Source organism: Streptomyces sp. PsTaAH-124 (assembly GCF_000373685.1).
Lineage (GTDB): Bacteria > Actinomycetota > Actinomycetes > Streptomycetales > Streptomycetaceae > Streptomyces > Streptomyces andamanensis.
Window position 1 is genome coordinate 1 of sequence record NZ_KB892186.1, and the last position, 19644, is coordinate 19644.

The following is a 19644-nucleotide window of genomic DNA, read 5'->3' on the forward strand; positions in this document are numbered from 1 at the left end:
TATTGGCTGCTTCGTGTGTGCGCAGTTGTGAATCGTGGTGGTGTCCGGCGGGGGTTGGGGATGGTGTGTGGGATAGGGGTGTGGGTGTGAGAGGCCTTTCGTGGTGAGGGTGTGACGCTGGGTCAACTGGGCGGTGCTCGGCGGCCTGGAAGTGCTGTGACTTGGAGGTTTTCCGGTTCCCTGTACTCGGCCTGTGGGTTACCTGTGCGTAGTCTTTATCGAATCTTTACGATTCGATCATGTTTGTAAAGGATCAACCTGTCCCTACTGTGTCGATATGCCCGATCTGTTGATCAGTTAAGTTCCGTTGGCCAGCTCAAGTGGTGGGCTGGTTAAGGATCTTTAGGACAGTGATGAGGCAAAGGATGGGGGCTGGACGCGGTCGCGCCTGGCCCGATCCGCAAGGAGTATGGGTACAGCGGATCGCTGTGTCCCTGGCTGCCACGGTGGCAGTGACCGCACTGCAGGGAGCCGGGGACGCCGTCTCGGCGTCCCCGGCGTCCCCGGCGGGGGCTACCGTTGCGGACAAGAAGCACTACGCCACTTCGGCGGCGGACATACCCTCGGCACATGTGCTGGCGCGTCTGTCCGGCAAGCGTGTTGAGGCGCTTTCAGAGCGGACAGAGACGTCGACCACGTGGGTCAACGCCGATGGCAGCCTGACGACGGAGCTGTCGGCGGGGCCGGTCCGGTTCCGCGACGAGGCGTCGGGACGCTGGCGGGCTGTCGACCTGGACCTGGTGAGCAAGGCGGACGGTTCGGTCGAGCCGAAGGCCCATCCCAGGGGCCTGTCGTTCGCCAGGCCGGGCGGGAAGCGGCTGACCGCGCTCGCTCAGGAAAAGACGGCCGGCACGCGGGACCTGGTGTCCTTGGGCGAGGGGGATCAGCAGATCACTCTCCAGTGGAAGGGCGGTCTGCCCAAGCCGGAGCTGGACGGCAACCGCGCCACCTACCGCAGTGCCGTACCCGGCGGCGACGTGGTCGTCGAGGCCACCCGGACGGGCTTTGAGCAGTACGTTCGGATCAACGAGCGTCCTGGTACGGGAAGCTACTCCTACACGCTGCCGCTGAAGGCCAAGGGGCTCAAGGTCAGGCAGATGGAGGACGGGAGCGTCCTCTTCACCGACAAGAAGAGCAAGAAGCGGGCCGTGATGCCGGCTCCGGTGATGTGGGACTCCTCGGTCGACAAGCGTTCCGGTGAGCACACGCACCGGGCGAGGGTCGGCCTGAAGGCGGTGCACCGCAAGGGCGGCGTCGTCGATCTCGTGGTGACGCCGAACGCGGAGTTCCTCGCCGACCCGAAGACGCAGTATCCGGTCACCGTCGACCCGTCGACTTCCGCGCTGTCGAACGTCTTCGACACCTATGTGCAGCAGGGCGAGACCGTCGACTGGTCCAACGACGTCGAGCTCGACTTCGGCAACCCGGGCACGAAAAACGCCAACGGCACTCCGCGCACTGCGCGGTCGTTCATCTCCTGGAACACCACTCCGATCCAGGACGCGCTGGTCCAAAGCGCCAAGCTGTCACTGTGGAACTTCCACTCGGGCAACACCGACTGCAAGGCCTACCCGTGGGAAGTCTGGTCGACCGGCGCCGCCTCGACCTCGTCACGGTGGACCGCGCAGCCGGCCTGGACGGCGAAGAAGGCCACGTCCACCGAGACCAAGGGCAACCCGGGGTGCTCGACGCAGCCGGACGGCTGGATCAATGCCGATGTGACGACGCTGGCACAGGAATGGGCATCGGCCAAGGCCACCCGCGGCAACATGGGACTGCGGGCCTCGGACGAGTCGGCGCTGCTGCCGTGGAAGCGGGTCAACTCCGCCAACGCGGCTTCCAACCCTCCGAAGCTGGTGGTGAACTACAACTACCGGCCGCGTACGGGGACTAAGCAGGAGGCGGGCCCACCGTACTTCTCCTACAGCGGCTCCTACATCGTCAACACCACCACCCCGACGCTGCGTGACACCTTCGTCGACGCCGACGGCGACAAGGTCGACGGCACCTTCGAGATTCGCGACTCGGCCACCGACACCCAGGTCGGCAACTACCTGGTGTCGAAGTACGTACCGTCCGGACAGGTGGCATCGGTGACGGTGCCTGCCGGCCTGCTCACGGACGGCAAGACGTACAAGTTCCGCACCAACTCCTACGACGGCACCCACTACAACACCGGCTGGTCGGCGTGGAAGACCTTCACCGTCGACACCAAGGCCCCGTCCGCACCGGTGAAGATCTCCTCGCCGGACTATCCGGTGGACAAGTGGGTCAAGGGTGCCGGCCAGGCGGGCGCTTTCACGGTCACCCCGCCTGCTTCGGACCACAACTGGCTCGAGTGGTCGCTGGACGGTGTGACCTGGACGAAGGTGGCCACCGGCGGTTCCGGCGCCGACAAGAACATCAGCGTCGCCCCGCCCAAGAACGGCACTCACACCCTGCAGGTGCGGGCCGTGGACAAGGCCGACAACAAGTCCGAGGCGATCGAGTACACCTTCCACGCCGGCCCGGGCGGCTTCGTCGAGCCCAATGACAGCGAGCGCACGGCACGCAGGTTGCCTCTGGTGGCCGAGGCCGCGGCAGGCACCTACGACAAGGTGTCCTTCTCCTGGCGCCGGTCGGAAGCCGATGCCTGGGTCAAGATTCCCGCTGGTGACGTCACCGACGGCGGCCAGGCCCTGACCGCATGGCCGGTGCCGCTGGCCGGCGGCAAGAACGCACGGCTGGTCTGGGACGCCGCGAGCACCGTCGACCCGGACGGATCGGTCCAGGTCAAGGCCGACTTCACCGGGCCGGGCGGGGCGTCGGGCAGCACCGAACCGCTGACCGTGGTGGTCGACCGCAACGCTGACGGTGCGGCCAGCGACCAGGTCGGCCCGGGCAGCGTGAATCTGCTGACCGGTGACTACAGCCTGTCAGCGACCGACACCTCGGCGTTCGACCTGTCGGCCTCCCGCACTGCCTCTTCACGGGTACCCGACAAGGGCGCCAAGCAGGAAGGCCAGGCCCCCATCTTCGGCAAGGAGTGGGTCGCCGGCACTGCCGCGGAGATGACGGAGTCCGACTTCAGCCACCTGCGCAAGATCTCCGACACCGCGGTGGCCGTCGTCGACTCCGAGGGCGAGGAGACCCACTTCACGGCCAACGCGGCCAAGAACGGCTGGATCCCCGAGCCCGGCTCGGAGGACCTGACCCTCAAGGGCAGCGTCTCGGGCAGCTTCACCCTCACCGACACCGAGGGCACGGTCACCGAGTTCACCAAGCCCGCCTCCGACGCCACCACCTGGCAGGTCAGCAGCACTCTGCTGGGAGGCCTGGCCAACTCCACGACCACCGTGGTCTCCGAGACAGTGACCATGGACGGCAAGAAGCTGGCACGTCCCAAGCGAGTCATCGCGCCGACCTCGGCGGCCTCGGCGGCAGCATGCACGTCGGACCCGTCGACCAAGGGCTGCCGGGCGATGGAGTTCGTGTACGCGTCGTCCACCACGGCCACCGCGGACTCCCTCGGCGACTACGCGAACCAGGCCAAGGAGATCCGCCTGTGGTCCACCGAACCCGGCGCGGCCGCGGCCACGTCGAAGACGGTGCAGACCTACCTCTACGACAACGCCGGCCGCCTCCGCCAGACGTGGAACCCGCAGATCAGCCCGGCCCTGAAGACGGAGTACGCCTACGACTCCGCAGGCCGGATCACCCAGCTCACCCCGGCCGGCGAACTGCCCTGGTCCTTCACCTACGGCAAGGCCGGCAACTCCGCCACCGCCGGTGACGGCATGCTGCTGAAGGCCAGCAGGTCCGGGCTCAAGCAGGGAACCACCGACGTGCCGGAAGGCACCGCCGTCACCAGCGTCGTCTACGACGTACCGCTGACCGGAAGCACAGCCCCGTACCAGGTGGCCGCCTCGAACGTGAAAACGTGGGGCCAGCTGGACGCCCCCACGGACGCCACTGCGGTCCTGCCCGCCGACGCCGTCCCCGCCTCCAACTCCGCGAGCGCGCTGACGGCCGGCGACTACAAGCGAGCCGACATCCACTACCTGGGCGTGTCCGGCCGCGAAGTCAACACCGCCACCCCGGGCGGCCACCTGTCCACCACCGAGTACGACCGCTTCGGCAACACGGTGCGGGAGCTGACCGCCGCGAACCGTGCCGTCGCTCTGGGCCTGAGCGCCGACGACAAGGCCGTCCAGGCCGACCTCGGCATCGCCCAGCTCGCCAGCGCCGACCGGGCCAACCTCCTGGACACGCGGTCCGTGTACAACGACAACGGCACACGCAAGCTGGAGGAATACGGTCCTCTGCGGCGCATCGACCTGGCCGCCGACCTCAAGCAGGGCACCACCACCCTGGTACCGGCCGGTACATCGGTCACCGCACGCGCCTGGACCGTCAACGAATACGACGAGGGACGGCCCACCGACGGCTCCGCCAAGGTCAAGGACCAGGTCACCAAGACCACGACCGGTGCCCAGGTACGCGAGCACCCCTCCGTGCTGGGCGAGACCCGCGTCACCCAGACCGTCTACGACTGGGCGAAGGGCCTGCCCACCAAGACGGTCAAGGACCCGGACGGGACGGCGATCACTCAGACGACCGAGTACGACGCCCAGGGCCGCGTCACCAAGCAGATCCTGCCCGGCGCCACCGGCACGGACGCCGGCACCCGCGTGACCACGTACTGGTCCGCCACCGGCACCGGCACGTGCGCCGGCCGGCCCGAATGGGCCGACCTGGTCTGCTCCGTCAGCGCCGGCGGCGCGATCACCGGCGGAGGCTCCAACCCCGCCCAGCTCCCCACCACCACCACCGAATACGACTGGTGGGGCCACCAGGCCAAGGTGACGGACACCGCCAACGGCGTGACCCGCACCACCACCACCAGCTACGACAACGCCGGACGCCAGAACAAGACCACCGTGACCGGCGGTCTCGGCCAGGCCGTGCCGGAGGCCACCACCCAGTACGACCCCGCCACCGGCAGAGCCGTCAAGACCGTCTCGCCCACCGGCGGGACCATCTCCAGGTCCTACGACAAGCTGGGCCGCCAGACCTCCTACACCGACGCCGACAACGGCACCACCACCACTGAATACGACCTGCTGAACCGGCCGGTCAAAACCAGTGACACCGTGCCCTCGACCGTCACCTACACCTACGACACGACCACCGAACCACGCGGCCTGGTCACCAGCACCACCGACTCCGTAGCCGGCACCTTCAAGGCCACCTACGACGCGGACGGATCCGTCGCCACCGAGAAACTGCCCGGCGGATACACCCTCACACAGACCGAGGACACCACCGGAACCGCGACCGACCGCACCTACACCCGCGACAGCGACAGCACGATCGTCTACTCCGACACCGTCACCGAATCCGTCCACGGCCAGGTCACCAGCCACGCCGGCTTCTCCAGCCAGAGCTACAGCTACGACACCACCGGACGACTCACCACGGTCGAAGACACCGCACAGACGACCTGCACCCGCCGCAGCTACACCTTCGACAACCGCACCAACCGCAAATCCCTGACCACCGTCGCCGGCACCCCCGGCGCCGACTGCCCCACCGGCTCAGGCACCACCACCAACTCCACCTACGACAGCGCCGACCGGATCGTCGACCCCGGCTACGCCTACGACGCCTTCGGCCGCACCACCACCGCCCCCGGCCAGGGCACCATCGGCTACTACGCCAACGACCTCGCCCACCAGCAGACAGCCGACGGCAAGCGCCAGACCTGGCAACTGGACGCCGCCCTGCGCTTCCGCTCCTGGAAGGTCGAAACCGGCAGCGGCAGCACCTGGACCCAGACCACAGCCAAGACCAACCACTACGACAACGACACCGACAGCCCCCGCTGGACCACCGAAGACACCACCGGCGCAGCCGTCACCCGCAGCGTCGAATCCGCCTCCGGCGACCTCGCCGCCACCACCAGCAAAACCGGCGACACCGTCCTCCAGCTCACCACCATCCACGGCGACGTCGCACTCCAACTCCCGCTGGACACCACCCAAGCCCCCACCGCCCTCGACTACGACGAATACGGAAACCCGCGCAACACCCAGAACCCCACCCGCTACGGCTGGCTCGGCGGAAAACAGCGCTCCACCGAAACACTCACAGGCCTCACCCTCATGGGAATCCGCCTGTACAACCCCACCACCGGACGCTTCCTCTCCACCGACCCCGTCTACGGAGGAAACGCCAACGCCTACGAATACGTCACCGCAGACCCGATCAACCAATATGACCTCGACGGTCGTAGCCGGTGGAGCTGGATAAAGCGGACCGTGCACTACGTTCCGCGGGCCTACCGCGCAACACGAACGTTCTTCCACTACACGCCCAACAAGTGGATGATGTTCGCCAAGGGCAACAAGCACTTCGTGATGCGGAAGCACAAGCCTGGCTTCCACTGGGGCAACCACCAAAATCGAATCGAGTGGGACAAGCATCACGGCTGGCATTACAACCCTGCTGGCAGCAAAGCACACCTCAGTGTTTGGCACGGCTTCTGGGCCCTCAGCAAGCATGGCTTGCGGCGGACTGCGAATTGGTCCTGGCGCAGATAACTAGCTCCTGACACGCCTGTGGGTGGCCGGTCACTACAGCGACCGGCCACCCACAATGCATTACACTTACACGCAAACCAACAGAAGAGGCATCATGAAAATCACATCTGCCACAGACTCCGACATGGAAATCTTTCTCACCGTAGTAGGTGAATACCTAGCGGAGATCGGAGCAGAGGTCACCATCGATCTCTATACAGACTTCGAGATCACAGACCCGGTGGCTTCGCTCCTTTTCACCGAGCTGCGCCAATCTGCCTTGCAGCAGAACAACACAGCAACCGCTGGCATCCGGCGCAATGACCCTTACATGGGGGTACCCCTCGATCTCACTTCGAGCAAAGACAGAAACTATTTTTCACACCTGGCCCATCGCACCATCGGTAGCGAGGCATCCCTGGAAAGAAAGCTGATTTTCTCGACGATCGAGAATGAACGGATCGTATGCATGGACGTTCCAGATAAAGAGGCAGAAATGATTGCATCACGAGCACTTCAAGCTGGTGCCACAACTCTTTCACGAGTTTCTTAGATTCACGGTTCAAGGCTGCTGGGTCTGTACGGTGAGCGGTGTAACTCCCGAGCTGGAAGCGACAGTTGATGACTGACGTGACGAGTGACACCGGGGCCGGAAAGGCCGCTGTGGGTGCGACAAGCGCCGTGGATGACGGGCTGGTCGCCGAGCTGGTGGCAAGGGCCCAGGCCGGTGGGGTGAAGCTCACCGGGGAGGGCGGCCTGCTGCAGCAGCTGACCAAACGGGTACTGGAGTCCGCCCTGGAGGGCGAGCTCACCGATCACCTGGGGCACGAGCCCGGTGAGCGGGCCGAGGGCGGCCGGGAGAACTACCGCAACGGGCACCGCTCCAAGACGGTGATCACCGAGTCGGGACCGGTCGAGATCGCTGTGCCGCGGGACCGGGCGGGGTCGTTCGAGCCGCAGCTGGTCAAGAAGCGGCAGCGGCGGCTGGGCGGGGTGGACGAGATGGTCCTGTCGTTGTCGGCGAAGGGGCTGACGCATGGGGGGATCTCCGCGCATCTTGCCGAGGTGTACGGCGCGGAGATCTCCAAGTCCACGATCTCCACGATCACCGACAGCGTGATGGCCGGCATGACGGAATGGCAGAACCGTCCGCTGGACAGCGTCTACCCGGTCGTCTTCATCGACTGTGTGAACGTGAAGGTCAGGGACGGGCAGGTCGCCAACCGGCCTGTCTACATGGCGGTGGCGGTCACCGCCGAGGGGCACCGGGACATCCTGGGCCTGTGGATCGGCGACGGCGGGGAGGGCGCGAAGTACTGGCTCCAGGTCCTGACCGAGATCAAGAACCGCGGCGCGGCCGATGTCCTGATGCTGGTCTGCGACGGCCTGACCGGCCTCCCGGACGCCGTGGCCGCGGTCTGGCCTGCGACGATCGTCCAGACCTGTGTTGTTCACCTGCTGCGGAACAGCTTCCGTTACGCGGCCCGGCAGGACTGGGAGAAGATCGCGAAGGCGCTCAGGCCCGTCTACACCGCGCCGACCGAGGAGGTCGCGCTGGAGCGGTTTGTGGAGTTCACCGACGCCTGGGGCGGGAAGTATCCGGCGATCGTCCGGCTCTGGGAGAACGCCTGGGCCGAGTTCGTGCCCTTCCTCCAGTTCGACGTGGAGATCCGCAAGATCGTCTGCACCACCAACGCGATCGAGAGCATCAACGCGCGGATCCGCAAGGCCGTCCGGGCCCGGGGACACTTCCCCACTGACCAGGCCGCCCTCAAGTGCGTCTACCTGGCCGTCATGAGCCTGGACCCGACCGGCAACGGGCGCAAACGCTGGACCATGCGCTGGAAGGCCGCACTCCAAGCCTTCGACATCACCTTCGACGGCCGGCTCACCGCCGGACGCCGCTGAACAAAACCGACCGAGTTCCACCGTTCGCTACACAGACCCCCCGCACGCGGCGGCCCGCGGGACGCCCCCGTCAGGACGTCTGCGCCTCTGCCAGCGCGGGGTCCAGGGAATCGAGGAGCTGACCGAAGGTGATCTTCTCGTCGTCGTAGTCGAAGGTCATGGCGGCGGCGAGGGCCTCCCACCGCCTGGTGCTGCGCCCGCAGTGCTCCAGCAGGATTGTCAGGGCGACTTCGGGTTCGTGGCGGGCGAGGACCTCGTCGGCGGGGATCTGGCGCAGGTGCTCCAGGGTGCGGTAGCGGGACTTCACGACGGCGCGGTAGACCTCCGAGCGGGAGAGGATCTCACCGGCGGCGGGGGAGTCGAGCCAGGACTGCAGGACAGCCGCTGGGTCGGGGCGCTTGCCGAGTTCCTCGTCGTCCACCAGCCGCACCACACCGTCGTCCTCCTCCTCGGGTACCGGGACGGCGGCCGCCGCGGCCAGGAGCCAGTCGGGGCCGCCGGCCTTCTCGGCGATCCAGGCCAGTTCGGCGGGGTGCAGCCCGCCCAGGACGTCCGCGACGGCGGGGCGCGGGGTGTGCGGGTTGGAGGCAAGGACGGTCAGGGCCTGGACCCGGCGGTGCTCGGAGTGGCGTTCCAGGAGCCGGGCCGGGCGGTCGTGGTCCGGATCGACGTTGTCCAGGACGCGGATCAGGGTCCGGCTCGGCTTGGGGGAGACGACGGCCGGCGGATCCAGCCGGGCCAGCTGGGCGCAGGCCCCGGCGAGGTGGTCGGGGTTGGCGCTGAGGAGGGCCAGGTCCTCGGCGAGGCGCAGGACGCGGCCCTCGAACTCGTAGTCTTTCTCCTGCTTGTCAGCCCAGGTGAGCAGCTGGCCGCGGGTGACGAGCGCGTCGGCGGCCGCCTGCAGCTGGTCGGCGGCGAGGTCGGCCAGGCGCGGGTTGTTGTGGACGCGGTGGGCGATGTGGTGCAGGGTCCGGCGGGCGGTCACCTGCGGGTTGGGCAGGTCGGCCAGTTCAGGCAGGCACAGGGCCGGAAGGCAGGCGAGCAGCAGTTCCTCGCTGAGAGCGGGCGCCGGGTCGGAGGGGAGTTCCTCGCCATCGGGGTCCGCGGCGCGGAGCCGGGCGTCCTCGAGGGCCTGCTGCTCGGCATGGTCCAGCAGCAGGTGCTGGACAGCCGCCTTGAACACGGGGTGCGCGGTGAGCTGCGCCCACCGCTCGGGGCAGCGGGCCAGCATCGCCCAGCCGTCGCGGGCGCTCAGTTCCAGCGACCAGTCCTTCAGATACGTGGAGACGGTCTCCCAGCCCTCTTCGGGTTCCGGGTGGAGCAGGTAGGCGGCGAGGGGGGTGAGGCATGCTTCCAGGACTGCGTCGAACAGTTCTGGCGGCACGGGCGGGGCCGACGGGGTGTTCTTGGTGCGGGTGTAGCGGTCGGGGTCCCAGTTCCGGACGACCTGTTCCACCTCATGCTGGGGGAGGCGGGGCAGGAGCGCGATGGCCGCCTCGACCTGATGGGGGTGCCGTGCCAGTGCGGAGATGAGCCCGGGCCAGGCCCGGCGGTGCCGGAGGATGGCGGGCACGTCGGCGGCGGTCACGGTGCCGTCGGCCGCCAGGGCGGCCAGCGTCTTGTCGTCGGCGTGCACCAGGAGCCGGCCGCGCAGCCGTTTGGCAGAGGTCCGGGCGAGCAGCGCGGGCAGCGCATCGTTGAGGGCTCCCTCCCGCCACCGGTCGGCCTTCGCGTCGAAGCCGACCGGCGTCGTCGCCGGAGTGCACAGGGCCTCGATCACCGTCTTGAGGGCTTCCTTGGGGAGGTCCTCGCTCATCGCGAGATCCCGCCACAGCGGGTACGTACGGGCGTTGACCATCCTCGGATTCCCCTCTCACACTTGACCTGGCGTCACCGCCTGGCCGCCATCAATAGAAGCGACCGTAAGGCGCACCCGGGCCCGAGCGGGCGCGATTCACGAAGTCAACCTCCTTGCGCGGCCTTCAGCTGCCCGGTGCGAGTGTCCAAATGGGGCTTGGCGGCCGCGGAGCTTACTGGTGGCGCCAGTGTTGGTGGACCTGCTGCACGTCGGCTTCCAGGACGTCACGCAGTTCGTCGTCTGCAGGAACTTCCAGTCCCAGTGCGGCAGCGACCTCGCGGTAGGCCTCCGCCATGCCGGGATCACCTGCGGCGACCAGGCCCGACAGCAGAGACTGGTCTTTCGGGGTCTGCTGGTCGACGAGGGCGAGGACGGTGATGCGTTCGGCAGCGGTCATGCGAGGCAGTGCCGAGCCGAGCTGACGTTGCAACCTGTTCCAGCTGGTGGTCGTCTGCTCACGGGCTGCCTTCTTCAGTGCCCCGCGAACGGCGGTGGCGGCGGAGGGACCTCTACGCCGAGCCGCTGCCCGAATGGCCGACCGGCCTGCCCGGCGGCTGGGACCGGGTCCAGCGCCGCGAGGCGCAGTTCCTGGAGCCGCCCGGTGGATCGCGGCCTGGCACCTGCTCCAGGACGAGAAGGAGAACCGCGAGCTGCTCGACACCCCCGACGGCGCGCCCCGCCGCCGCTGCTGCTCGCCGACCGCTGCCGGGCACTGGCCTCCGGCCCCTACCGCTACGGCCACCGGTCGCGCTGGGCCAGCACCGTCGAGTACACGGTCAACGGCCTGACCTGGGCGGCCTCGGAGCTGCGGGTCGGCCTGTGGACGCTGGGGCCCGCCGCCCGGCACACCGCCGGCGTCCTGCACCCGAGCCTGATCGCCGCCCCCGACACCCCCGAACTCCCCGGGGAGGCGGCGTGGATCCCAGCGGGCCGTACGCCTGACCCACCTGGTGAGCGTCATCGACGCCGTCCGGGCCCACCACGGCCAGGCCGGCGAGCTCGACTCCCACCCCCGCCTCCCCTTCGGCTCCGCCCTCACCGCCACCGCGGTCGCCCTGGGCCCCCGGTCCGCGAGCTCGAAACGCTGTGGGCGCGGCGGGAGACGGGCATCGCACTGTGGGAGCGGGCGCACGTGCCGGTCGCCGTACGGGAGCACGTCGTCGCCCTGGAGCAGATGCTCCGCATCCTGCGCGACCTGTCCTTCGACATGAACATGGACCCCAATGAGCCGCAGACCTGCCCGCTTCGGCGGGGAAGCGGCCGGGCTGTGTCCTGGCGGCCGCACGCGGCGTTGTGGTCGGCATGGGGCTGGTGGAGCGGGCGGGGCCCGGCATCGAGGAGCACGCGGACCGGGCGGCGGAAGCGGCGTGCAAGCTCGCGGACGCTGCGGCCGGGCACGGCTGGAGCGCGGCGGCGGCCGACGACGCCCTGGTCGCCGTCGACACCTCGCCGAGGCGCTCGCCCAGATCAGTCCGGAGGCCGGTGAGGCCTTGGCCGCGGTGGCGGCGGCGACGGCGACGGCGACGGCCCGCCGGCGTCTGGGTCTGCCCGTCGACGCCCGGCCGCGACGGTCTCCAGGGCGCCCCGGCCGCGTGCCGGAAGACGGCCCCGCGGCGCAGCCTGGGCCCAGGGTTCCAGGGCATCGGCTGACTGGCCGCGAGAAGCGGACGCCAGGCTCGTCGAGGACGAGCAGGCCCATCGTGGTGACGCTGGCTCTCGTGGGCCACGGCGGTCTCGGTCGCGGAGCTCGCGTACGGGCGCGCCTTCGTTAGTCGGCCGCCGTTCCGGGTGTGGGGACGGAGCGGCGGGCAGGGACGGGGCCGTCGTCTTGCGGGGCGGGGGGTTCCTTGTCCTTCGTGAAGTGCAGCCACGCGCTCAGCGCCGCCTGCAGTTCGACCACCGCCGCCCGGTCGAGGACCTCGCCGGTCGGGCCGACGCGCAGGCGCACGCCCTGGTTGCTCACCGACCATCCGACGGGCCGCCGGCGCGCCGGGGTGAGGACGGAGCCGTCCTCAAGGGTGCGCAGCATCGCGGCGACGCGGGGTGGGAGCGTCTTGTCGCGGGGTACCCAGGTGGTGATGTGCTCGGGCCGAGAGGGTAGGCCGAGCGCGGCGCGGAAGGCGGTGATGGCCGCTTCGAGCGACTGCGGGGTGGCGGGCGCCGCGCCGGTGAACGCCTGGAACAGCTCGCGGTGCGCCACCGCGCCCAGGGGCTGATTCTCATCGAGGTCCAGGCGCACGACGGCTGGCGGGATGAGGACGCGGGTGTAGCCCTTCCGCGTGTACGCGGCGTGATGGCGGCGCAGGTCGGCGATGGGGCGGGCGAGCGGGTGCTCGCCCCGGAACCTGGGGATGGGGCTGTCCACCGCGGGGGACCGCTCGGGTCGGGAGAGGCGCGGCAACTTCCCGTATAGGCCCTGGGCCCGGTGCAGGTAGCCGCCCTCGGTCACCAGGACCGTCACCTGCCGGGCGGCGGAGTCGTTGCCCAGCCGGAACCCCACGGTCAGCGTCACGGCTGCGCGGACGCGGAGTCGCCGGCGTCGGCGGCCGCGATCCGGTCGTCCAGCCAGATGACTGCGGCCGGGTCGCCCTGGCCCCGGGCGGCCGCCAGGTTTTCGAGGGCCTCGGAGATGGCCCAGCCAACCCGTCGGCTGACACCCCGCTCCAGGTCGGTCTTGAGGACGCTCTGCGCCTCGAAACACCAGTCGAAGAGGGCGGCGAGGGACGAGCCCCCGAGCGGGACGGTGACGATGCCGTCGGCACCGGTGACGATCTCCTCACCGGTCGCGGGGCGGAACGCCTCCGGCCGCGTCCTGATGCCCCCCTTGTGATGCGTCTTCGCCTCCTCCTGCAAGTAGTCCCAGGTGGTGGCGTGGCAGCGGACCTTGACCACACCGACACCGGCCGCCTTCGCCACCTCGTTGATCCGGTGGCGCCGACCGGGCCAGTCGGCCGGCCCGGCCTGTGCGGGAATGCTCCTGACAGCGCCGGTGTCACGCCGTTTGCCCAGAATGCCCACGAGGTCTCTCCTCCGAGACGCGATCGGTCCGTGACCGTGCGTTTCCGGACGGTCACCGTGTCAGATGCGACCGTACGACGCGGGAGATCACCGGCGGAGGGATTCCGAGGACTCTGTCCGACATCGGCGCCCCGGCGTGGCGCAACGGCGCCAGCTACGGGGTGGACAGGCAGCGGACGAGGTCGGCGGCGAGCTGCCCAGCCGCCGGGCCGCGCCCGCCGGGGGCGAGCTGCTCCAGGAGCTGTCCCGCCGGGCTGGATGTTGCGGTGGCGCAGGATGCGCCGGCCCCGATCGAGCAGATTCGCGCGCAGCGGCGCCGCCAGGCCGCGGCGACGGAGGCTGCCGCGTTGCGCCGGGCCCGTGCCGAGCGAGCCGGGGCCATCGTGCCCTCGGTGCCTCACCCCCGGAAAGTGGCCGGTGAAGTGGCGTGAGGTCGGCGCAGTCCTTACCTGCCGGTCGCGCTCAACTGGGCCACCCGTGCGGAGAATGCCTGGACGTTGGCGTGGATCTGGCGCTCCTCGATGAGTTCGCACGCGCTGAGCGCTGCCGTGATGCACAGGCGGAAGTCGTCTCGGTCGTCGCCGTTCAGCAGCCGGTGAGCTCCCGTCAGGGCGATCCATGCCGACAGCCGGTGGGGAGAGCGGTCGCTGTGCGCGGACCACAAGGACGGCAGGTTCGCGGCGAGCCGGTCGCTGTACTCCGTCGGCGGAAAGAGCGCGGGCGTGTCGTCCGGCAGAGCTGCCTCCGCGCGGCGCAGGAAGTCGACCGCCTCGTCCTCATCCAGGTTCTCGTCACCCAGGCACTGCAGGACGATGCCGAAGTAGGGGATGGCCAGGAGGACGCCGTCTGGCCAGTCGCCGGGGCGTTCACCGAACGTCTCGGCGAAGGTCTCCATCAGGACGGTGTTGGGGTCACGGTGCACAGCCCACATGTACTCCCTGGCCTGGACCGTGAAGGGCAGAACACGGCGGCCGGGAAGCGGATCGCCCATACGAGTTACCCCCACGGTGCGTCGTCCCCGCACGCGCGGGGGTAGCTCCGCAGGTCAGGCGTTGGCCAAACGTTCTGCCTCGGCCGGGGTCAGTGGCGGCGGGTTGCTTCGTGGACGCGGATTTGTCCGCGGTGGCAGGCGCATGCGCATCGGGTGAGTGGCACTGCGGGGCCTGGTCCGGCGCGGAGGTCGATGCTGCCGGTGCAGTACTGGTGCTCGCCGAGGCTGCACGCCGCTTCGACGTGCCCGTCCGGCTGCTGGGTCATGCCGCGGGCCCGGTCGGCTGGTCGGCGAAGCGGGGCGCGTCCTCGGGGCAGGCGTAGACGCCGCGGCCCTCGCCGGATGGGGTGTGGACTTCGTCGATGAGGACGGGCTGCCGGGTGAGCTGCCCGCAGTGGCAGCACAGATGTGTCGCGGGGGTGTGGCGTGCGGGCGGGGGGTCCGTAGGGTGGTCCATTGTCGACGTCCCAGGGTGTCGGCCGTACCCCCGGGCCGTGGCTGCGGTCGCGGGGGTCTTCGCTGCTCAGACCGTACCGCTATATGCCGCCCTATGGTGCCCCATGCGGCCACCTGCGGGCGCGGACGGTGGGGTGCCACCCTACGGTCCGATCATGAGCGAGGAGCCGATCGGCTACGTGTACGTGCGGGTCGCCGACCAGGTTGAGGCAGAGATCCGGTCCGGTCGGCTACCGCAGGGCGCCCGGTTGCCGAATGAGCGGGACATGGGCGCGCAGTATGGGGTGGCGCCGGGTACGGCCAGGCGTGCGGTGCAGGAGCTGCGGGACCGCGGCCTTGTGGTGACGTTGCCGAACAAGGGCACGTTCGTCGTCTCCGACGGCACCGCGGAGCGCCTGAATTTCTAGGTCATTGTCAGACTGGGCGGCTAGGCTGATCGTCGTGTCCTCGTCTTCCCCGATGCCGGGTGCGGTGCGGCCTGCTGCGGTCGTGAATGCGGACATTCGTGCGTTGTTGGAGCGGACGCGGCGGCGTCTGTCGGATGTGGAGCGGGCGGAGTACGAGCTGCTGCTGTTGGAGTACGCGGCGGCCGTGCGCGGCGAGGTCACCACGGCGGCGTGAAGAGACCCCGCCCTCCAAGATGGAGGGCGGGGCTACGAAGAAGCGGTATCTTTCCGGGCACGATCCGGCAGGTAACCGCAGACCCTGGTGGCCCGTTCTTCAACCCTAGGGCCCGTCGAACGGCCGCAGCGGTCAAGGTCCGGCAGTACCCGTATGATCACCGAGTTCCGGGGATCACAGGCAGGCCGAGAACGCGTCCGTCGGCCTCGGGATGCCCTCGCGCTGATTACTGAGTGCTCCGTGCCGATCAGCCGTGGACAGAGACGCATTCCTGCTTGCCGGCAGCCGGTATGAAACAGGCCCGCAGGCCAGCCGGAGCGCCGACCATGGGCGTGAAGAGGGGGTCCTCAGCGTCAAGGACATCGGCCACCTTTGCCTCTTCCACTGCGCCTTCGGGGACCGAAAGTTCGAACGCGTCACCGGTGCGGGTGTTCCACGTCAGTGCCCACGCGGCGTGACACAGCGTGCTGAGGACGACCACCAGATGTGCTCCGGTGCGGGTCCGGTACGGCGGACCCAGCCGCCGGGTCTGCCCCGGCGTCGCGCAGCCCATGATCTCCGGGTCCGCGCCCGTGCACTTCTGGGCGCGGCACCCCGGTGCGGGTGCGGCAGAGGGTGCGGTTCGCCCCGCGGTGTCCTCGGTGTGCGTGCCGCTGGATGTCGTTACTGTAGACCCAACGAGCCCAACCACTGCATCCGCCGCCTCACGAGAGGTACCGCACCCCCGCCTCCTGCGCGTACGACAGTTCGCCGCCGACGACCCCGCCGCCGACTGCCAGGCCGCGCGGTACACGCAGCGACGCTGATGGAATCCTTCGCCGACGGCTTGCCGCGCGGCCGGTGGCCGCTGGATACGGGGTGGCAACGCGCAGCTCACGCGCGTTGCCACCCCGGTGTCCGCCTGTCGCCACCCGTGTCAGCGGACGTCCTCCCCGTACGCGGTCTCCTGCAGCGCCCGCAGGATCAGCCGGAACTCGTCCTCGTCGACGGCCTGGACGACCGCGCCGAGCTGCACCGCGCAGCGGGACGCCAGCGACGCCGCGACCTCCAGCATGATCAGTTCGCTGTGCGAGCATCTCAGCGCGCAGGGCCGGGAGAGCAGCAGCTGCCCGATCGTGTTCCAGCTCACCGAGGGATGGGTGCCGCTGCGGTCGACGACCGGGCCTACGAACGCCGACAACTCCGCCTCCTCCTCCAGCAGGCGCCGCAGCCAGTACCCGTTTCGGTGCGCGCCGAGCAGCCGGGTGGCCGCCCGCATCCCCTCGTTGCCCACGCCCTGCAGCAGGTCCTCGGCGAGCAGCTCGCCCGTCCTGTCGTCCGCGACCGTCGTCACCGCTGTCTCCGTTCCCTCAGCGTCCGGCGCCGTGGTGGCCGGCCCCGCCTCACTGTGCGCGGCCGCCGAGCCGCGGCCGCGCCGCACACGCCGTGCGATCCCCCGGACGAGTTCGCCCACCGTCAGGCGCACCAGCGGGTCCTCTGCCAGCTCGCGCACGGTGTCCATCCACTCCATCGCCGTCTCCTGTCGGCCTCGGGTAGCACGCCCGTGGAGGGCGCCCTGCCCTCCAGCCCTTCGGGGTGGAAAGGCGACAGGGCACAGCAAGAAGGGAGGAGATTTCTCCGGAGGCCGGTCCTGGAGACGTCGTGCCGGGTTTACGGAGGGGCAGGGAGGTACGGGAGGCGGACGAGCGGGGGCGGCTTCTCCCGGGGAGACGGCTGTCCGGACGCGTGTTGAGCCGGGGCTGTCCGGACCTGGACCGCTCCCCGGCTACAGTCGCGGGCGGGGCCCGGAGCCACTGATCCTGGCTCCGGGCCCCGCCCGTTGGGACTTGCCGGTCAGTCGTTCTTCTCCGGCGGGGTGAGCAGGGCGAAGAACGACTCCGCGTCCTCCTGGTTCAGCTTGCCGTCCATCGCAACGGCCTGGCGCAGCGTGTAGAGGGTGTCCTCCGCCGGGATGCCCCACCGGGTGCTGGCCTCGCGGGTGATCTCGCCGATGTGGTGGTGGGCGGACTCGGGTTGGTGGCGGATGAACCAGTCGAGCATCGCCGCGACCGGGCGCGAGACCCACAGGTGCAGCCACTCCTGCTTCCGGGGCTGCTTCTTCGGCACCTCGCGGTCCAGGTCGATGGCGTCGGCGAAGTCGTGCAGTACGGCGCTCTCGACGGTGTGGCCGAGGAGGTGGGTGGGCAGGACGCGGTCCAGGCTGCTGGCGACGTTCCAGGCCAGCGCGTCGGCGATCTCCCGGACGGAGTCCTCGTTGCGGGCGCGCAGGACCCACCGCTTGCGCACGTCTGGCCGTCCCCACAGGGTGTTTTGGAAGTCGGCGGCGAAGTGGTCGCGGACCTCCGCCGCCCCGCGGGAGAGCTGGTCGCGGTCACCGGCCGACATCACGGTCCGGACGCCCTCGTAGGAGCGCCGGCGGGCCTCGACCCAGTCGTCGGCCACGGCCCGGGCCCACTGGTCGCGACCGCCGACCAGGGCCTGTGGCTGGGGCACCTCGCTGTTGCCGCGCGAGATGTACGACCGCAGCGTCGAGGCGGTGATGCCGCCGAGCTCGGCCATCTCCGGCACCCCGATCAGCTGGGCGCCGCTCAGCTCCGGGGTGGCGAGGTCGACCACGCACCGCTCCAGCGGCAGCGCGCCGTCGCGCTCGGCCTGGTGGGCGGCCCACAGCGCCAGGTGGTCGCCCCAGTTCTCCGCCACCGGCGCCGGCGCCTCGGCGTCGATGTCGGCGACGTCGAGAACAGTGGCCCGGGCCGCGTCGGCGCGGCGGTCGAGCATGTCGGCGGCGCTGACGGTGACCGCGGCGCGCGCCTGGCGCTTCTCGTAGTCCTGCTCGACGGGGTCCCAGATCTGCCCGGGTCGGTACCAGGTGGTGCCGTCGAACCAGTAGCCGCCGGCCCGGTAGAGCAGATGCTCGCCGTCCCAGGTGCTGTGCAGGGTGGCGGTGTCGTCGTCCTTCATCAGTAGGACGGTCCGGCCGTGCTCGGGGTGGTAGCGCACCGACCAGCCGAGCGAGTTGTTGTGCGGGTCGGTGGTGAAGGCCCGCCAGCCGCCGGACGCGCGGTGGGGGTCGTAGCGGCCCCACATCCCCTCGCCCTGGTTGCGGCCCACGGCTTCGATGGCCTCGGGGCCCTCGTCGAGCGGGATGTGCGAGTCGTCGACGAACGGCAGCCCGGGCACCGGGTGGTCGGTGCTCAGCCCGTTCGCGAGGGGGTACAGATGGACGGTCATGCAGATTCCTCAATCCTCGTCATGCGCTGCACGCCTTATGCAACGTCTTATGTAAATCCTTATACAGCATCAGGTCTGGTTTGCGATACAGCACTTCCGCGATTTTTTCCGTTTTTTCCGTCCCCGGTTGTCCGTGAATCGCGGACAACCGGTCGCCCCGGGCGCCAGAAGAACCAGGGAGGGACACCACCGCATGACCACCACCGAGCCCCTGCGCTACGCCGTCGACATCACCCAGGACGACGTGGACGCGCTCACCAGCTGGCTCACGGACCGGCTTATCCACCGGCCGTCGATGGACGTCGATACCGAGGAGTACCGGACCAACGCCGCCCTGCGGTACCTGGTGCCGGGCTTCGCCGGGACCCTCAGTCACTGGTTCGGTGACGAGGTCGTCGAGCGTGCACAGACAGACTCCGAGGCGAGGCTGCGGCGCATCCAGGGGATCCAGAAGACCTGGAACCTGCTCGCCGAGGCTGTCTACCCGTGGAGGGACAGTGACGGGTTCGACACCGAGCGGTGGCACACGGTCCGCTTCTACGACGCGGAGGACGAAGAGAGGCTCCGGCAGCACGAGGAGAAGGAGAAGGCGGCGGCCGCCGAGGCGACGGCCTTCGTCTCCGAGTACCGCATCCCCGGCCCCGCCGCGAGGGGCAGAACGTCGAGGAGTTCGTCGTCGCCCGCGACCCTGACGCCCCCGATCGGTGGGCCGTCTTCGAGGGCAGCTCCCAGGGGCGCCACTGGGACGGCACGGCCTGGCAGCACGCCCGCTTCACTGGGGCCAGTCCCTACGTCGTCCCCGCGCCCGCGGGGGTAGCTCCAGCAGCCACCATCTCGGAACACGGCTGAAGCGGCTGGGCATCTACTCACGTCCCGGCCGGACCTCCGCCCTGATGGGGCTCTCCACTCAACTGCCCGCTGCGGTTCTCACCAAGCTCTTGGGCATCAGCCCCGAGGCGGCCACCGCCTGGACCCAGTCCGGAGGCAACTGGGCTCGATAC

General features: G+C 69.4%; 15 protein-coding genes. 5 read left to right on the forward strand and 10 right to left on the reverse strand.

Features of this window, described 5'->3' with window-relative positions:
- Positions 1-446 precede the first annotated feature (446 nt).
- From B086_RS40860 to B086_RS0126635, 3 genes are all read left to right on the forward strand, one after another.
- Positions 447-6581 carry a DNRLRE domain-containing protein gene (locus tag B086_RS40860; protein WP_051115927.1) on the forward strand — a complete coding sequence of 2045 codons (6135 nt, stop codon included), beginning with the start codon at positions 447-449 and terminating at the stop codon, positions 6579-6581.
- 124 nt (positions 6582-6705) lie between these two features.
- Positions 6706-7113 (forward strand): hypothetical protein, encoded by a 408-nt coding sequence (locus tag B086_RS44730; protein WP_234029379.1) that lies wholly within the window; start codon positions 6706-6708, stop codon positions 7111-7113.
- Positions 7114-7181: 68 nt separating this feature from the next.
- A complete protein-coding gene (locus tag B086_RS0126635) occupies positions 7182-8468 on the forward strand; it encodes an IS256 family transposase (protein WP_078531210.1) in 1287 nt (428 codons plus the stop codon).
- A 70-nt stretch (positions 8469-8538) separates the two neighbouring features.
- On the opposite strand, the gene B086_RS0126640 is transcribed toward B086_RS0126635, so the two are convergent.
- From B086_RS0126640 to B086_RS0126675, 7 genes are all read right to left on the reverse strand, one after another.
- On the reverse strand, positions 8539-10326 hold the full coding sequence (locus B086_RS0126640) for a hypothetical protein (RefSeq protein ID WP_018569489.1): 1788 nt from the start codon (positions 10324-10326) through the stop codon (positions 8539-8541).
- 172 nt (positions 10327-10498) lie between these two features.
- Complete coding sequence (locus B086_RS0126645) at positions 10499-10723, reverse strand: hypothetical protein (RefSeq protein WP_018569490.1); 225 nt, start codon at positions 10721-10723, stop codon at positions 10499-10501.
- A 1371-nt stretch (positions 10724-12094) separates the two neighbouring features.
- Positions 12095-12838 (reverse strand): hypothetical protein, encoded by a 744-nt coding sequence (locus B086_RS0126655; RefSeq protein WP_018569492.1) that lies wholly within the window; start codon positions 12836-12838, stop codon positions 12095-12097.
- Positions 12835-13344, reverse strand: a complete 510-nt coding sequence (locus B086_RS0126660; RefSeq protein WP_018569493.1) for a hypothetical protein — start codon at positions 13342-13344, stop codon at positions 12835-12837. Before B086_RS0126660 ends, B086_RS0126655 begins: the two co-directional genes overlap by 4 nt.
- 154 nt (positions 13345-13498) lie before the next feature.
- A complete protein-coding gene (locus B086_RS45105; RefSeq protein ID WP_199790787.1) occupies positions 13499-13726 on the reverse strand; it encodes a hypothetical protein in 228 nt (75 codons plus the stop codon).
- A 63-nt stretch (positions 13727-13789) separates the two neighbouring features.
- Positions 13790-14335: a hypothetical protein gene (locus B086_RS0126670; RefSeq protein WP_018569495.1), complete on the reverse strand. Its 546-nt coding sequence runs from the start codon at positions 14333-14335 to the stop codon at positions 13790-13792.
- A gap of 262 nt (positions 14336-14597) precedes the next feature.
- Positions 14598-14792 (reverse strand): hypothetical protein, encoded by a 195-nt coding sequence (locus B086_RS0126675; protein ID WP_026252797.1) that lies wholly within the window; start codon positions 14790-14792, stop codon positions 14598-14600.
- Between the two features lie 154 nt (positions 14793-14946).
- On the opposite strand from B086_RS0126675, the gene B086_RS0126680 reads away from it, so the two are divergent.
- The gene (locus tag B086_RS0126680; protein WP_026252798.1) at positions 14947-15198 is read left to right on the forward strand and encodes a GntR family transcriptional regulator; all 252 of its coding nucleotides are present in this window, start codon (positions 14947-14949) and stop codon (positions 15196-15198) included.
- A gap of 461 nt (positions 15199-15659) precedes the next feature.
- Here B086_RS0126680 and B086_RS42090 read toward each other — a convergent pair whose 3' ends face one another.
- From B086_RS42090 to B086_RS0126700, 3 genes are all read right to left on the reverse strand, one after another.
- Positions 15660-16301 (reverse strand): DUF2690 domain-containing protein, encoded by a 642-nt coding sequence (locus B086_RS42090; protein WP_324604698.1) that lies wholly within the window; start codon positions 16299-16301, stop codon positions 15660-15662.
- 27 nt (positions 16302-16328) lie between these two features.
- Complete coding sequence (locus tag B086_RS0126695) at positions 16329-16922, reverse strand: hypothetical protein (RefSeq protein ID WP_018569499.1); 594 nt, start codon at positions 16920-16922, stop codon at positions 16329-16331.
- A gap of 323 nt (positions 16923-17245) precedes the next feature.
- Positions 17246-18643 carry a hypothetical protein gene (locus B086_RS0126700; RefSeq protein ID WP_018569500.1) on the reverse strand — a complete coding sequence of 466 codons (1398 nt, stop codon included), beginning with the start codon at positions 18641-18643 and terminating at the stop codon, positions 17246-17248.
- Positions 18644-18836: 193 nt separating this feature from the next.
- On the opposite strand from B086_RS0126700, the gene B086_RS0126705 reads away from it, so the two are divergent.
- Positions 18837-19460: a hypothetical protein gene (locus B086_RS0126705; protein ID WP_018569501.1), complete on the forward strand. Its 624-nt coding sequence runs from the start codon at positions 18837-18839 to the stop codon at positions 19458-19460.
- Positions 19461-19644 lie beyond the last annotated feature (184 nt).